Source organism: Citricoccus sp. NR2 (genome assembly GCF_027594385.1).
Classification (GTDB): domain Bacteria; phylum Actinomycetota; class Actinomycetes; order Actinomycetales; family Micrococcaceae; genus CmP2.
On sequence record NZ_CP115154.1, the window covers coordinates 2,961,861 to 2,976,330 of the forward strand.

Below are 14,470 nucleotides of genomic sequence, written 5' to 3' on the forward strand. Positions count from 1 at the left end.
TTTCGTGTACTTCCTGCACGTCTTGTGTCCCCTCTGCCCTGGACGATGCTTCGATGGGCGGTGTGCCCCCGACACACAAACGCGCTCCCTTCGAAAAATGAAGGGAGCGCGTTTGGCGAATTTGATTTAGGCGTCGATCACCAGGTCCGTGGTCGCCGTCGAGCAGCAGGGCAGGAACTTGCCGGCATCGATCTCACGGGCACGAATGCCGCCCTGGTGGTTCATGTCCACTTCCCCGGAGACCTTGACTATCTTGCACGAACCGCACATGCCGTCCATGCAGTTGGAACCGATCCGGATCCCGGCCTGCTTCGCCGCGCCCAGAATCGGCTCGTTCCGGTTAATCCGCACATTGAGCCGCGTGCGCAGAAACGACATCACCAGCTCGCCTTCGCCCACCGTCTGGAAAGCGTCGGGGTCTGTGTCCTCCGGAGCCTCGGACACCACCGGCGCGACGGAGGCTTCCTCCGCCGTCGCCGAGAGCGTGCTGGTCTCCACACTCAAGATCTCGGTCTCTTCGATGGGCTCGCCGAGACCGCCCGAATCGTAGTCCGGACCATAAAGATCCACCGGCTCCGCGTTCGGCGCGTAATAGCCTTCCCCGGTGGCGGCGACGTCCTCGGCGATCTCACCGGCGAGCGCGACTTCCTCCACGTACTCCTGGAGCGCGTCTTTGCCGCCGGAGAAGAACTCCACGTGGATCGAGGTCTCATCGACGCCGACCTTGCGCAGCAGATCTTCTGCCACCGTCAGATACCCTTCGGGACCACAGGCATACACCTGGCGCCCGTTGGCGTCCGGGGCGACCTCATTGATCATCTCCGCGGTCAGGCGACCGACCATGCCCTCCCAGTTTCCCGGAATACTGCGATCCCCCAGCGAGTAGTAGACACGGATGCGCCAGTCCACCGAGGAGATGTATTCCAGCTCGCGGGAGAACGCGAAAGCGCCCGGTTCGGCCCCGTGATACAGCACGATGACGTCGGCGCTGCCGGGCAGCGAGTGGATCGTCCGGACCATCGACATGATGGGGGTGATCCCCGAGCCGGCCGCCAAAAACAGGTAGCGGGCGCGGCGATCGGCGTCCGGCAGGTGGAACGCGCCCACCGGTCCGAGCATGTCGAGAATCATCCCCGGGCGCACATGATCGTGCACCCAGGGTGAGACCTCGCCTTCGGCTTCGCGCTTGACAGTGATGGCGAAGGTCCACGGTTCCGTCGGTGCGCTCGACAGTGAATAGCTGCGGTCCACTGGTTCGGTGTGCTCACCATGCACCGGAAACGCAATATTCAGGTACTGCCCGGAACGAAACGCCAGCGGCGCCCCGTCCAGTCGGCGGAACACCAGGGTCAGCATGTCGCCTACTTCGGCGACCGCTTCCACACATTCGGCTTGGAACTCCTGCGGGTGCCATGGACCCAGGGCCCGCGCGGCTCCGGCCGGTTCCGCCGAGGCCTGGAGCACCCGGTTCCAGGGCATCTCCAGGCCGCGGATGTGGATGTTCTCCGAGATGGGTGTGTAGGTGCTCACCGTCGCTGTCATGCGAGGTGCTCCTTCATGCGCTGCACGTACCAGTTGATGAATGCCTCGACCTGGTATTCGCTCTTCATGTACGGTCCGGGCTCGTAGGCGGGGCTGCACGCGCCGCGCTGGCACAGCTCCACGAAGTCCTTGTCCTGAATATTCGTCTGCTTCCAGGTGTGGGTGAGCTCGTCCAGGTCGTAGTCGACCCCCTCGACGGCGTCATCGGCCACCAGCCAGGTGGTGCGCACCAAGGTCTGCCCCGGGCTCACCGGAAAGGCGGAGAAGGTGATGATGTGGTCCCCGAGGAAGTGGAACCAGCTGTTCGGCTGCAGGTGCATCGAGCACCGCCCCAGCCGGAAGTCACGCAGATCGCCCAACAGTTTCTTGGACAGACGACGCCCCGATGCGGAGAAGGATTCGCCGTCGCCATCGAGGGGCTCACGGGAGATGCGGAAACCCTGAACGCGGGTGTCCAGCTCTTCGATCACTTCGTAGGGCAGACCGTAGCGTTCGCAACGCCAGCGCAGGTCCGATTCGGCGGTCAGGTTCCGCTGCCAGACGTCGGCCAGGTGGGTGGGCACGGTCTCTTCGGTCAGTCCCCAGGTGGGGAACAGCGAGCAGGCCAGCTCCGGGTGCCCATCACAGTGGTAGCACTCGCGGTTGTTTTCCATGACCAGCTTCCAGTTGCCCTCTTCGATGAGTTGCTGCTGGTAGGCGACCTTGGTCTTGGAGATCTCGTGGGGGCCGAGGTAGGGCTCGAAGATCTTGGCAACTTCGTCGAAATCCTCTGGTGGTTCGGCGGCCATGCTGACGAAGATCAGGCCTGCGACGACGCGGGAGTGGGCGCGCTTGAGCGCGAAGCATCCCTTGTTGAAGTCCACTTCGCCTGGTGCGGAGGCGTGGACCAGATTGCCCTCTTGGTCGTAGGTCCAGGAGTGGTAGCCGCAGACCATGTTGCCGGTGGTGCCCGAGCTCTCGGTGAGCACCCGGGCGCCGCGGTGGCGGCAGACGTTGTGCAGCACGTTCACGCCGCCCTCGTCATTGTGGAGCACGATCAGCGAGTACGGGCCGAAGTCGACGGTGATGTAATCCCCGGGCTCGGGCACCTCGGCCAGCGAGCCGGCGAACACCCAGTGCTTCCCGAAAATGCCCTCCATATCGGCGGCGAAAATATCCGGGTCGGTATAGAAGGGCGCGTCAAGGGAGTATCCGAGACGGCGCTGCTCGAACAGCGCGAGGATCTCGTCAAGACGCTCTTCGCTCATCGACCCGGTCAGGCGACCACGGGTGGCTGGTTTATTCACGGTAGACGTCATGGGTGACTCCCATCTGAAGGGCCGGTGCAAGGGTGCCCGTGGGGCAACGAGCATCGCGGAATGGGTGCGATGATCAACCATCGTATGGATCGCCAATACGTCAGCACCAGCGCAAATTCTTCACCGTTATCGTGCGCCTTTTTTGCACGATTTCCGCGGTGTTTCAACGGTGTTGCGAGTTGATGCGGATCCAGGGGCACCCCGAGTAAAAAACCAGCCGATTTCGCACAACTGTGATGCTTGACACGCGCGATCCTCGGGGAAAGACTCATCGTGCATCCACCCTTGTCGACACCACGACGAGGCACCATCGATCAGAGGAGCACACGGTGAGCAACCGCGCAGTCAGCTACATCAAGCCCGGGGTCGTCGACGTCATCGATACCCCCTATCCGGAGTTCGAGCTGAAGGACGGTCCTGGCGTCAACCCGGCTAACGTCGGTCGGCAGGTTCATCACGGCGTCATCCTGCGCACCGTTGCCACCAATATTTGTGGTTCGGATCAGCACATGGTCCGCGGTCGCACCACCGCACCGGAGGGACTGGTGCTGGGCCATGAGATCACCGGCGAGGTGGTCGAGGTGGGACGCGACGTCGAGTTCATCAAGGTCGGCGATTTGGTGTCCGTCCCGTTCAACATTGCCTGCGGACGCTGCCGCAACTGCAAGGAGGGCCAGACCGGCATCTGCTTGAATGTGAACCCGGATCGCCCCGGATCTGCCTATGGGTACGTGGATATGGGTGGCTGGGTCGGCGGCCAGGCCGAGTACGTGTTGGTGCCCTACGCGGACTGGAACGTGCTGAAGTTCCCCGACCGCGATCAGGCCATGGAGAAGATCCTGGACCTGACGATGCTTTCGGATATTTTCCCTACCGGATTCCACGGCGCGGTCGGTGCCGGGGTCACCGTGGGTTCCACCGTCTACGTGGCCGGCGCCGGACCGGTCGGCCTGGCCGCCGCCACCTCGGCACAGCTGCTCGGTGCCTCCGTCGTGATCGTCGGTGACCTCAACAAGGACCGGTTGGCGCAGGCGCGCAGCTTCGGCTGCGAGACAGTCGATGTGTCCCTGGGCGACCCTGGCGGTCAGATCGAGCAGATTCTCGGGGTACCGGAAGTCGACTGCGGCATCGACGCCGTCGGGTTCGAAGCCCGCGGCCACGGCTCAGACGCCCAGACCGAGCAACCGGCCACCGTGCTGAACTCGCTCATGGAGATCACCCGCGCCGGCGGCAGCCTGGGTATTCCTGGACTCTATGTGACCGGTGACCCCGGTGCCGAAGATGAAGCCGCTCGCCGGGGCTCGCTGTCCATGCGGTTCGGCCTCGGCTTCGCCAAATCGCACACCTTCGTCACTGGCCAGTGCCCGGTGATGAAGTATCACCGCGGCCTCATGCACGCCATCCTCTCGGACAAGGTCAGCATCGCCAAGAACGTCAAGGCCACCCCCATCTCGCTCGACGAGGCACCACAGGGTTATGCCCAGTTCGACGAGGGCGCGGCCCGGAAGTTCGTGATCGATCCGCACGGGCTGATCCCGCGCAGCTAACCCCGACCTCATCCCGGATACATCCCGCCGGGGCACCCCTCATTCGACAGCCGAATCCTGGTAGCACGCTGCTTTAGCTTGCAGTGTCTCCAGCGCCTCGGCGAACAGTGCGTGAGAGCGGGTGCCCCGGCGGAGCACTGCCAGAATGCGTCGATGCGGGGCCGACTCCGGCGCCAGGCGCACCCGCACCGCATCGGAATCCGGGCTCAACCGCATCAGCCGCGGAATGAACGCCACGCCCAGCCCGTGGCCGACGAGCGCCTCCTGAGATCCCCAGTCGGAGACCTGGTGCACCACCTGCGGTATCACGCCAGTGGCGGTAAATCCGGTGACGAACAGCGCCCGGTACGGCGTACCGGGGCGATCCGTAATCCAGGACTCCCCCGCCAGCTCTTTCAGCTCAATGAAGTCGCGCCCAGCGAGACGGTGGTCGCGCGGCAGCAGCACATCCAGCGGGTCATCGACCAGGGTGATCTGCTCCAGACGCTGATCATTGACCTGCGGAGTGGCCTGCATGGCCACCACGACGGCGACGTCGAGCCGGTCGGCCACCAGCAGCTCCAGGCACCGTTGCGGATCCGCCTCCACGATGTGGACGTCCAACGTCGAATACTTCGCCTTCAGATCCGCCGCCGTCGGTGACAGCAGTGAACCGGTGGCGGTTGAGAATCCGCCCAGACGCAACAGGGTCGGCACGGCCTCGGCGCTGCGCTCGCGCAGTTCGGCGTGGATCCCTTCCCAGAGCGCCACCAACTCATCGGCTCGCTCCACGAGTGCCGCACCGGCTGGGGTGAGCCTCAGCCCGCGCCCGTCCTTTTCCACCAGGCGCACCCCGAGTGCGCGCTGGTATTCGCGTAGCTGCGTGGACACTGCCGAGGGCGAATAACCCAGCGCATCCGCAGTGGCGCCGAGCGTGCCGGCAACGGCGAAGGTGCGCAGCACCACGAGACGATGATCGAGCATTGGATTCTCCTCCGTGACGACCCCTCAGACGACACAACTCCATCATCGGCCTCACAGGTCAGAAAGTGCACTTGCCACGAGTGTGAGCTAGCTCATACTATATTAATTACAGCTGATATATCAGAATGTGTCTAGTGATACATTCACAGCGTTCCTCAGGAGGCCCGCACCATGTCAACCCTGCTTCGCTCCGCATCCGCGGCGTCATCGTCCACGTCCAGCAATGAGTTCGTCCTGACGTTCTCGTGCCCCCAGCGTCCGGGGATCGTCCACGCCCTTACCGGCGCCCTCGTCGAGCATGACGGCGACATCATTGAACTCAAGCAGTTCGACGACCCGCGGGCGAACCACTATTTCCTGCGTCTGCATTTCTCGGTAGCCGATGCCTCCGTGGCCGGCCCCGACGGTCCCTTGCGGGCAGAACTCGCCCAGTTGGCCGAGTCCTACGGCGCCGCATGGAGCCTCACCGCCCATGGCGCCCCGCAGCGGGTGCTCATCATGGTCTCGAAGTTCGGCCACTGCCTCAACGACCTGCTGTACCGCGCCCGGGTGGGCGAACTGCCGGTGGAGATCGGCGCCGTCGTCTCCAACCACCCAGACCACCGCGGGCTGGTTGAATGGCACGGCATCCCCTTCTTCCACGTCCCTGTGACCCCCGCAACCAAACCCGACGCCGAGGCGAAACTGCTGGAGCTGGTGGACCGGTTCGATATCGACCTGGTCATTCTCGCCCGCTACATGCAGATCCTCTCGGATGAGCTGACCACCGCCCTGACCGGCCGTGCCATCAACATCCACCACTCGTTCCTGCCCTCGTTCAAGGGCGCGAAGCCCTACCACCAGGCCTATGATCGCGGCGTGAAGACCGTGGGCGCGACCGCCCACTACGTTAACGACGAGCTGGACGAGGGGCCGATCATCGCCCAGCAGGTGCTCCAGGTGGATCACACCTACGGGCCCGAGGATCTGGTGGCAGTCGGTCGCGATACCGAGTGCAAGGCACTGGCCAACGCGGTGAAGTGGCACTGCGAGCGCCGCGTGTTCCTCAGCGGGAACCGCACGGTAGTGCTGACCTGAACAGGTCCATACTGGCTGCCTGTGATCAGGGTCTCGTCAAAGTCGAGGATCATCAGTAACGTGGACCTATGGATGCATCGAAGACTCTTGGCTCATTCGACCACATCACCCACGACGATCTGAAGGCCATGGCGGCGGCCACGGGACCGGTAGTCTCGCTCTTCGCTCCCACCGCCCCGGCACACCACCAACCCCAGGACACGGGCATCCGCCTGAAGTCTCTGACCACCTCCGCTGTGCGAGCGCTCCTCGAGCAGGGCACCGATGAGGCTACTGCCAAACGCATCGTGGCCCCACTCGAGGCGCTCGCCACCGACGGCGCGTTTTTGCGCAGCCAATCCGAAAGCATTGCGGCGTTCGCGGCCGACGGCGTGCACTTCGTCTACCGACTGGGACTGCCGCTGGACGAGCACGTCGCCGTCAACGACCACTTCGTGTTGCGCCCGATCGCCTCGGCGCTCACACAATCGCACGCGTTCTACGTGCTCGCGCTGTCGCGCAACAAGGTGCGCCTGTTCAATGCCACCGAAGACACCATCCACCCGATCGACCTTGGTGACACAGTCCCCAGTAGTATCGACGACGTCATCGATCCCGAAGAGCGGCAGAAGCACCTGCAGCATCGTTCCACCGGCGGCGGCAAGGCGATGTTCCACGGTCACGGCTCGGGCGACGAGATCGACCAGATCGACAAGGAAAAATTCGTCAAGGCGGTCGGCGACGGCCTGGGCACACTCCTCGGCAAGGCCCGTAGCCAACCCATGGTGCTGGCCGCGGTGAGTGAGGCACATCCGTTGATGAAACGGCTCAGTGCCTACCCGGTGCTACTCGACGATTTCATCTCCGGCAATCACGACGCCACCGGGCCCGCCGAACTCCACGCTGCCGCCTGGAAGATCGCCCGCGCCTGGTTCGAGAAGAACGACGACGCTGCCTACGACCGGTTTGCGGCCGCGCACGGCACCGGCAACGGCATCGCCCAGCCCGACGAGATCAGCGAAGCCGCCCAACAGGGCCGGGTAGACACGCTGTTCATCAACCCCTCGTTGGGTGCCTCCGAGGGCAACGGCGACGTCGACCGGGCGATCCTGGACACCCTGAATAGTTCCGGCAACCTCGTCATCATCTCTGACGGCCGCATCGAGAACGTCGGGGCACTGCTGAGGTTCTAACGCGGTTCGGTGAACCGTAACCGCAGACGCGCTGCGCCGAGCTGTCCCTAGACGGCTCGGCGCAGTTGGTCTGCTCCCAGCATCTTGCGCCGCACCAGCGAGGAGAGTTGCTCAGCCAGGAAAACCACCACCAGGATCATGATGATGATCGTGAACGCGGTGTCGAACTGGCGCAGGTTGAATGCCGGCGTGAGTTCCATACCGATGCCGCCGGCCCCCACCATACCCAGGATGGTGGCACCGCGGATGGACTTCTCCACGCAATACAGGCTCGTCGCGGTGAATGAGGCAAACGACGCCGGCAACACCGCGGCCACCACGACGGCGACGCCGCTGGCACCGGTGGAGCGCAGCGCATCAATCGGGCCACGCTCTACCTCTTCGATGCGTTCGGCGAAGAACCGCCCGGCAAAGCCCAGCACGTCCACGGCGATCGCCAGGATCCCGGCTAGCGGCCCCAGACCCACTGCCATCACGAAGATCAGCGCCCACACCAGATCGGGCACCGAGCGCAGCACAGTGAGCACGAAACGCACCGTGAATCCCAACGCCGGGAATGGGGTGGTGTTCTGTGCCGCCAGCAAGGCAGCAGGAATGCTGAGGATCACGCCGATACCGGTGCCGATGATCGCGATCTCCAGCGTCTCCAGCATGGCCTCGGCCAGGTTCGGGAACCGCTCAATATTCGGCGGGAATGCCCCGGTGATGAACCCCCAGATGTTCTCCGGCCCCTGAGCTATGCGTGACCCAGAGATATCCAACCTCCGGATTCCGTTGACAGCGAGCCCGAGCAGTAGCAACCCGATCAGTAGCGATGTCCACTTCGGCCAGCGCCAGCGAGGCGGCATCTCCGCGGTAGGATCCGCCCGGGCGCCCGCCCGCTCGGTCGCGCTCGGGGTGGTCTGGACGGTCATGGTCGGACTCCTTGGGCATGGTCGGCGTCGTCGTCGCTGGTGTATAGCCCCTCCAGCTCGGCGTCGGCCACCAGGTTCATTCTCGTATCCAGCTCGATGCGACCATCCCGCAGGGCCACCACACGGTCGCCATAAGCGCGAGCCAGTTCAAGCTGGTGCAGGGTACAGATCAGGGTGATGCCGTGCTCGGCGACGATCTGCCAGAGCATATCCATCACCACACGTCCGGCGCGGGGATCCAGGGCCGCCACCGGCTCATCAGCCAGCACCAGTTCAGGACGCTGCATGAGCATCCGGGCGATCGCTACGCGCTGCTGTTGGCCACCGGAGAGTTGCTCGGCGCGGCGCCCGGCCACATCAGCCAGACCCACCCGTTCCAGGGCGGCCATGGCCTCGTCGCGCTCCTCGGCACGGGCAGTAGCGGCGAACCAGTTGCGTGGCGCCCGCACCCGCCCCAAAGACCCGTGAATCACGTTGGTCAGCACGGAGAGTTCACGCACCAGGTTGATCTTCTGGTGCACCACCCCCACCCGGCGGCGCAGGCGGGTGATCTCCGACGTCGACGCCGTCGTCACCTCGGTGCCCAGCACCCGGGCGGTCCCGGCGGTGGGTGCCACGAGTCGGGTCAGGCATTTCTGCAAGGTGGATTTTCCGGAGCCGTTGGCACCGAGCAGCACGACGGTCTCCCCCGCGCGCACCGAAAGGTCGATGCCGTCCAGTGCGCGCATTCCGTGGGGAAACTCTTTGCTCAGCCCGGCGAGGTGGACCACGGTGGATCCCAGGTCGTCAGGCTGAGGCATTACTGCTCGTCCTCGTCCGGCAGGTCGGCGTACTGGGAGAATCCGGCCGCTTCAAAAGCACGACGGGTCGGATCGTAGTCGGAGTCGGCAGCCTCCACGAACTCGGACTCGAGGTACTTGTCGTTCTCACCGGTCTGCACGATGGCCTCCAGCAGCACATCCTGGTTCTCCACGAGGGCGTCCTGCAGATACCCTGCACAGTCTTCACCCAGGCCGGTGCGAGCGATGAACAGGTCGTTCGGCAGGTCCGGGCCTTCTTCGAGCACCTCGACGGCGTCCTCGCCCATCATCTCCTGGATCGTCTCCAGATCGGAGATGCCGGTTCCCAGTGCGTCGCCGTCGCCGGTAGCGAAAGCTTCGATGTGGGTGTCGGAAAGCGGCACGACATCGACGTCACCGACGTTCGGGTCCAGTCCGGCGGTCACGAGCATCTCCAGGGGACCCAGGTGGCCGGAGGTGGAGCCGACTTCTTTGGTGATCAAGGTGCCGCCCTCCAGGTCCTCTACGGATTCCAGGTCGGAGTCGGCGCGCTTGAAGATAGCGGCCTTGTAGTTCTCGCGGGTCACCCCGGCCAGCGGCAGAGCGTCGGCTTCTTCCTTGAGCACCACGTACTCGGCGGGGCCGGTGAGCAACACGTCGAGATCGTCATACTGCAGGGCGGTGGCAGCAGCCGTACGGGACGCCATGGGCTCGAATTCGACCTCGAGACCGGTGACCTCCTCCAGAGCCACGCGGAAGTCTTCAAATTCCAGCACCAGGGTTTCCAGACCCTCGACGCCGGTGTCGGAGAAGCGCAGGGGTTCGAACTCGGAGCAGACGGCGGCGGCGCTGTCGGCACCGACTTGATCGGTCGTCCCTTCTGCGTCCTCGGAGGAGGAGGCGTCGCCTCCACAGGCGGTGAGCAGCAGGGCCGCGGCAGCGGCGGAGGAGACAGCAAGCAGTCGTCGTGACATCGGTAAGACCTCTTCAAGGTGAGTTTCAGGTGTGAGTGATGGTTCGGTGAACGCACCACCACCTCCACCCTCACGAAGCCACCTTGCCGCCAGGTAAACCCGGACTAAACGAAACTGCGGGCGGATCTCAACGCGGTATGAAATCTGCCCAAACGTTCGGCAAAGCCCGGCGGAGCCGATGCTCCGCCGGGCTTTACTCGCGGCAATGAGTGCTGATCAGGAGACGCCGAGCTTCTCCATCACAATTTCGCGCACGCGTCCGGCATCGGCCTGGCCGCGGGTCGCTTTCATTACGGGGCCGATGAGAGCGCCGATGGCCTGGACCTTGCCGGCCTTGACCTTCTCGACCACGTCCGGGTTATCCGCCATGGCGGCTTCAATCGCCTCGGTGAGGGCGCCGTCGTCGGACACGACCGCCAGGGAACGGGCTTCCACGATCTGCTGAGGAGTGCCCTCGCCGTCGGCCACGTGGCCGAGGACCTGCTTGGCGATTTTGTCGTTGATGGTCTTGGATGAGATCAGCTCCTCGATCTCGACAACATCGGCCGGGGTGACGCCGAGCTCAGCGATCTCCTTCTCGGCCAGGTTCGCCAGACGGGCGATCTCGCCCATCCACCATTTCCTGGCCGCACCGGCGGTGGTGCCGGCGTCAACCGTGGCAGCGATCTCGGTGAGTACGCCGGCATTGACGACATCGCGGAATTCCTCATCGGAAAAGCCCCACTCGGCCTTGAGCCGCTTGTTGCGCACCGCCGGCAGCTCCGGCAGCTCGGCGCGGACGCGCTCGACCCACTCGCGGTCGATGTGCAGCGGCACCAGGTCTGGCTCCGGGAAATAGCGATAGTCATCGGCGTCGGACTTCGGACGACCCGAGGTGGTGGTGCGGGTGTCCTCATGCCAGTGCCGGGTCTCCTGGGTGATGGATTCACCACTGGCCAGCAGGGCGGCCTGGCGCTGGATCTCAAAGGTCACGGCGTGGGCGACTGCGCGGGTGGAGTTGACGTTCTTCGTCTCGGTGCGGGTGCCGAAGACCTCAGCGCCCTTGGGCATCAGCGAGACGTTGGCGTCGCAACGCACGTTGCCGCGCTCCATGCGGGCATCGGAGATGTCGAGCGCCTTGACGATGTCGCGGATGGCGGTGACGTAGGCGCGCGCCAGTTCGGGCGCGCGTTCACCGGCGCCGACAATCGGCTTAGTGACGATCTCGATCAGCGGGACCCCGGCCCGGTTGTAGTCCACCAGCGAGGAGGCTGCGCCCTGGATACGACCGGTGCCGCCTTGGTGGGTCAGCTTGCCGGCGTCTTCCTCCATGTGGGCGCGCTCAATCTCCACGCGGAAGACCTCGCCGTCTTCCAGTTCCAGGTCGAGATAGCCCTCGAAGGCGATGGGCTCGTCGTACTGGGAGGTCTGGAAGTTCTTCGGGGTGTCCGGGTAGAAGTAGTTCTTCCGGGCGAAACGGCAGGACTCAGCGATCTGGCAGTTCAGAGCCAGGCCGAGGCGGATGGCGTACTCCACCGCGGTGCCGTTGACGACCGGAAGCACACCGGGAAGACCCAGGTCGACCTCGGTGACGTTGGTGTTCGGCTCATCACCGAAGGCGTTGGGCGCCGACGAGAACATCTTGGTGGCGGTGTTCAGCTCGACGTGCACTTCGAAGCCCAGAACCGGGTCGAATTGCGCCATGGCGTCGTCGTAGCTCATGATCTCGGTGGTCATCAGTGCTGGCCTCCTGCGATGGTCAGTGCGGCGGCGGGCACCTCGGGCGCCTGCGTGTGAATCGGGGAACCCAACTGGTCGGTGACCAGTGCTTCCAGGGCGCCGGCCACCCGGTACATGCGGGCGTCTTCAGTGGCGGGTGCCATGAACTGCACACCGACGGGGAGTCCGTCGACCACACCGGACGGCACCGCGATGCCGGGCACACCGGCCAGGTTGGCGGGGATGGTGGTGACGTCGTTGAGATACAGGGTCACGGGGTCGTCAATCTGTTCGCCGAAGCGGAAAGGCAGTCGCGGCGAAGCCGGGGAGACCAGCACATCGACCTGCTCGAAGGCGGCGGCAAAGTCCTGCTGTACCAGGGTGCGGACCTTTTGCGCGGAGCCGTAGTAGGCGTCGTAGTAGCCGGCGGAGAGGGCGTAGGTGCCCAGGATGATCCGCCGCTTGACCTCGTCACCGAAACCGGCGGCGCGGGTGGCGGACATGACCTGCTCGATGGTGCCCCCGCCCTCAGGAACGACGCGCTGGCCGTAGCGCACGCCGTCGAACTTGGCGAGGTTGGAGGAGACTTCCGAGGGCATGATCAGGTAGTAGGCGCCCAAGGCGTAGCGGAAGTGCGGGCAGGAGACCTCGACGATCTCGGCACCGGCGGCGCGCAGGATCTCGAGGTTGTCCTTGAAGATCCGCTGCACGGATTCCTGGTAGCCCTCCCCCTGCAGTTCGGCGATGACGCCGACGCGCAGCCCGGTGAGGTCACGGCTCTCGGCTGCCTCCAGCAGCCCGGTGAGGTCCTGTGGCAGCGAGGTGGAATCTTTGGGGTCATGCCCGCCGATGAGCTCCTGGAGCGCGGCAGTATCGGCGACGGTGCGCGCGGCCGGACCGATCTGGTCCAGGGATGAGGCCATGGCGATCAGCCCGTACCGGGAGACCGCACCGTAGGTGGGCTTCGCGCCCACGGTGCCAGTGTAGGCGCCGGGTTCGCGGATAGAGCCGCCGGTGTCGGAGCCCAGAGCCAGCGGGGCCATGTAGGCAGAGACGGCGGCAGCCGAGCCACCACCGGAGCCGCCGGGCACCCGCTCGGGGTCCCAGGGGTTACGGGTGTTGCCGTACGCGGAGTATTCGGTGGAGCCGCCCATGGCGAACTCATCGAGGTTGGTCTTGCCCAGAATCGGCAGCTTCGCAGCCCGGATCTTCTCCACGACGGTGGCGTCGTAGGGGCTCATCCAGCCCTCGAGCATTTTGGAAGCCGCAGTGGTGGGCTGCCCGGTGGTGACGATGTTGTCCTTCACCGCGATGGGCACACCGGCCAGCGGGTGCAGCGCCTCGGCTTCAGCACCTCCCGCGGCGCGGATCGCATCCACCTCGGCGGCGGTGGCCAGGGCTTCGTCCGCGGAGACGTGCAGAAACGCGTGCACCCCGGTGGGTGCGCCGTCGTCGCCGATCACGCCGTCTACTTCGGCGATGCGGTCGAGGTGAGCCTGGGTGAGCTGCACCGAGGTGATCTCACCGGAGCGCAGCTTCTCGGCCATCTGCAGGGCCGTGAGTCGAATCAGATCTGACATCTCGATCACTCTCCATCCAGGATTGCAGGAACCTTGAACTGGCCGTTTTCGGCGTCGGGCGCCATGGCCAGCGCCTGCTCCTGGGTGAGCAGCCCCCGCGGAACGTCGTCGCGGAATACATTGGTCAGCGGCATCGGGTGCGAGGTGGGCTCGACGTCGTCACCGGCTACCTGCGACACGGCAGCCACCGAGTCGAGGATGACGGCGAGCTCGCCGGAGAGCTGATCCAGCTCGGCCTCGCTCATGTCGATGCGAGCCAGCTGTGCCAAATGCACCACGTTCTCGCGAGTGATCTCAGACATACGACTCCTTCAAGTCAAACGGCAGGGAGAATTCTCGTCGGCGTCCAGTCTAGTCGCGCGGCGCGAGCGGATGCACGAACGCGAGGAACGTCTCGTCGCGTTCGCCGGGTTCCAGCCAGCCGCGCTCCCCCAGCGACCAGTCACGGTCGGGCCGGCGTTCAAATCCACAGGCGCGGTAGAGCTGGTGAGCATCGGTCATCGAGGCCATGGTGGTGATGACGATGGCGGAGCAGCCCAGTGCCCGGGCGTGGTTTTCGGCAGTGGCCACCAGAGCGCGGCCAACCCCGCGGCGCTGGAACGCGGGCGCAACACCCAGCATCCGGAATTCAAACTCGCCAGGGTGTGCGACTTCGGCCATGTCCATCTCCCCGGTGAGCAACACGGTGGAACCGGCCACCGCGCCGTCAAGCTCGGCCACGACGAGGCGCCCCGGACCCTGGGCTCGGGCGGGAACGTCCAGGAGTTGGGCGACGTAGTCGTCGTCGGCGGGGATGTGCCCGGCTTCCACATAGGAGGCGTAGGTCAGGGCGGCGATGGCCTCAAAATCGGCTTCGGCGGCGTCCCTTACGGTGACGCCGCCGAAGCGCAGATCCAGTGGCTGGTGACTGGTCTGATGGTTCATTC

13 protein-coding genes are annotated in these 14,470 nt (G+C 64.9%); 3 read left to right on the top strand and 10 right to left on the bottom strand.

The features are described 5' to 3' along the window. Window positions 1-126 precede the first annotated feature (126 nt). On the bottom strand, window positions 127-1,542 hold the full coding sequence (locus O1A05_RS13935) for a flavin reductase family protein (protein ID WP_270105818.1): 1,416 nt from the start codon (window positions 1,540-1,542) through the stop codon (window positions 127-129). Then, window positions 1,539-2,840, bottom strand: a complete 1,302-nt coding sequence (locus O1A05_RS13940; RefSeq protein WP_270105819.1) for an aromatic ring-hydroxylating oxygenase subunit alpha — start codon at window positions 2,838-2,840, stop codon at window positions 1,539-1,541. The genes O1A05_RS13935 and O1A05_RS13940 overlap by 4 nt, the downstream gene beginning before the upstream one ends. A 329-nt stretch (window positions 2,841-3,169) precedes the next feature. Between O1A05_RS13940 and fdhA the strand changes: the two genes are divergently transcribed. Beyond that, a complete protein-coding gene (fdhA, locus tag O1A05_RS13945) occupies window positions 3,170-4,387 on the top strand; it encodes a formaldehyde dehydrogenase, glutathione-independent (RefSeq protein WP_270105820.1) in 1,218 nt (405 codons plus the stop codon). A 39-nt stretch (window positions 4,388-4,426) separates the two neighbouring features. Here the strand turns inward: fdhA and O1A05_RS13950 are convergent, their stop codons facing one another. Then, entirely contained in the window at window positions 4,427-5,350 is a 924-nt protein-coding gene (locus O1A05_RS13950; RefSeq protein ID WP_270105821.1) for a LysR family transcriptional regulator, read from the bottom strand. Window positions 5,351-5,521: 171 nt separating this feature from the next. Between O1A05_RS13950 and purU the strand changes: the two genes are divergently transcribed. After that, window positions 5,522-6,427, top strand: coding sequence for a formyltetrahydrofolate deformylase (gene purU / locus O1A05_RS13955; protein ID WP_270105822.1), 906 nt, complete (start codon window positions 5,522-5,524; stop codon window positions 6,425-6,427). 68 nt (window positions 6,428-6,495) lie between these two features. Next, window positions 6,496-7,599 carry a baeRF3 domain-containing protein gene (locus tag O1A05_RS13960; protein ID WP_270105823.1) on the top strand — a complete coding sequence of 368 codons (1,104 nt, stop codon included), beginning with the start codon at window positions 6,496-6,498 and terminating at the stop codon, window positions 7,597-7,599. Window positions 7,600-7,646: 47 nt separating this feature from the next. Here the strand turns inward: O1A05_RS13960 and phnE are convergent, their stop codons facing one another. The 7 genes from phnE to O1A05_RS13995 form a co-directional block, all read right to left on the bottom strand. After that, window positions 7,647-8,513: a phosphonate ABC transporter, permease protein PhnE gene (phnE, locus tag O1A05_RS13965; protein ID WP_270105824.1), complete on the bottom strand. Its 867-nt coding sequence runs from the start codon at window positions 8,511-8,513 to the stop codon at window positions 7,647-7,649. Continuing rightward, the gene (locus O1A05_RS13970) at window positions 8,510-9,313 is read right to left on the bottom strand and encodes a phosphonate ABC transporter ATP-binding protein (protein ID WP_270105825.1); all 804 of its coding nucleotides are present in this window, start codon (window positions 9,311-9,313) and stop codon (window positions 8,510-8,512) included. Before O1A05_RS13970 ends, phnE begins: the two co-directional genes overlap by 4 nt. Beyond that, window positions 9,313-10,266, bottom strand: a complete 954-nt coding sequence (locus O1A05_RS13975; RefSeq protein ID WP_270105826.1) for a PhnD/SsuA/transferrin family substrate-binding protein — start codon at window positions 10,264-10,266, stop codon at window positions 9,313-9,315. The genes O1A05_RS13970 and O1A05_RS13975 overlap by 1 nt, the downstream gene beginning before the upstream one ends. A 216-nt stretch (window positions 10,267-10,482) precedes the next feature. Next, a complete protein-coding gene (gatB, locus tag O1A05_RS13980; protein WP_270105827.1) occupies window positions 10,483-11,982 on the bottom strand; it encodes an Asp-tRNA(Asn)/Glu-tRNA(Gln) amidotransferase subunit GatB in 1,500 nt (499 codons plus the stop codon). Beyond that, on the bottom strand, window positions 11,982-13,544 hold the full coding sequence (gatA, locus tag O1A05_RS13985; protein ID WP_270105828.1) for an Asp-tRNA(Asn)/Glu-tRNA(Gln) amidotransferase subunit GatA: 1,563 nt from the start codon (window positions 13,542-13,544) through the stop codon (window positions 11,982-11,984). The genes gatB and gatA overlap by 1 nt, the downstream gene beginning before the upstream one ends. A 5-nt stretch (window positions 13,545-13,549) precedes the next feature. Continuing rightward, on the bottom strand, window positions 13,550-13,846 hold the full coding sequence (gene gatC / locus O1A05_RS13990; RefSeq protein WP_270105829.1) for an Asp-tRNA(Asn)/Glu-tRNA(Gln) amidotransferase subunit GatC: 297 nt from the start codon (window positions 13,844-13,846) through the stop codon (window positions 13,550-13,552). Window positions 13,847-13,895: 49 nt separating this feature from the next. Then, window positions 13,896-14,468: a GNAT family N-acetyltransferase gene (locus O1A05_RS13995; RefSeq protein WP_270105830.1), complete on the bottom strand. Its 573-nt coding sequence runs from the start codon at window positions 14,466-14,468 to the stop codon at window positions 13,896-13,898. Window positions 14,469-14,470: the final 2 nt, after the last annotated feature.

Bases quoted from the DNA above. Each gene is read 5' to 3' on its own strand.
- O1A05_RS13935 (WP_270105818.1), bottom strand. From the start codon at position 1,542: ATGACAGCGACGGTGAGCACCTACACACCCATCTCGGAGAACATCCAC.
- O1A05_RS13940 (WP_270105819.1), bottom strand. From the start codon at position 2,840: ATGACGTCTACCGTGAATAAACCAGCCACCCGTGGTCGCCTGACCGGG.
- O1A05_RS13950 (WP_270105821.1), bottom strand. From the start codon at position 5,350: ATGCTCGATCATCGTCTCGTGGTGCTGCGCACCTTCGCCGTTGCCGGC.
- purU (WP_270105822.1), top strand. From the start codon at position 5,522: ATGTCAACCCTGCTTCGCTCCGCATCCGCGGCGTCATCGTCCACGTCC.
- O1A05_RS13960 (WP_270105823.1), top strand. From the start codon at position 6,496: ATGGATGCATCGAAGACTCTTGGCTCATTCGACCACATCACCCACGAC.
- phnE (WP_270105824.1), bottom strand. From the start codon at position 8,513: ATGACCGTCCAGACCACCCCGAGCGCGACCGAGCGGGCGGGCGCCCGG.
- O1A05_RS13970 (WP_270105825.1), bottom strand. From the start codon at position 9,313: ATGCCTCAGCCTGACGACCTGGGATCCACCGTGGTCCACCTCGCCGGG.
- O1A05_RS13975 (WP_270105826.1), bottom strand. From the start codon at position 10,266: ATGTCACGACGACTGCTTGCTGTCTCCTCCGCCGCTGCCGCGGCCCTG.
- gatB (WP_270105827.1), bottom strand. From the start codon at position 11,982: ATGACCACCGAGATCATGAGCTACGACGACGCCATGGCGCAATTCGAC.
- gatA (WP_270105828.1), bottom strand. From the start codon at position 13,544: ATGTCAGATCTGATTCGACTCACGGCCCTGCAGATGGCCGAGAAGCTG.
- gatC (WP_270105829.1), bottom strand. From the start codon at position 13,846: ATGTCTGAGATCACTCGCGAGAACGTGGTGCATTTGGCACAGCTGGCT.
- O1A05_RS13995 (WP_270105830.1), bottom strand. From the start codon at position 14,468: ATGAACCATCAGACCAGTCACCAGCCACTGGATCTGCGCTTCGGCGGC.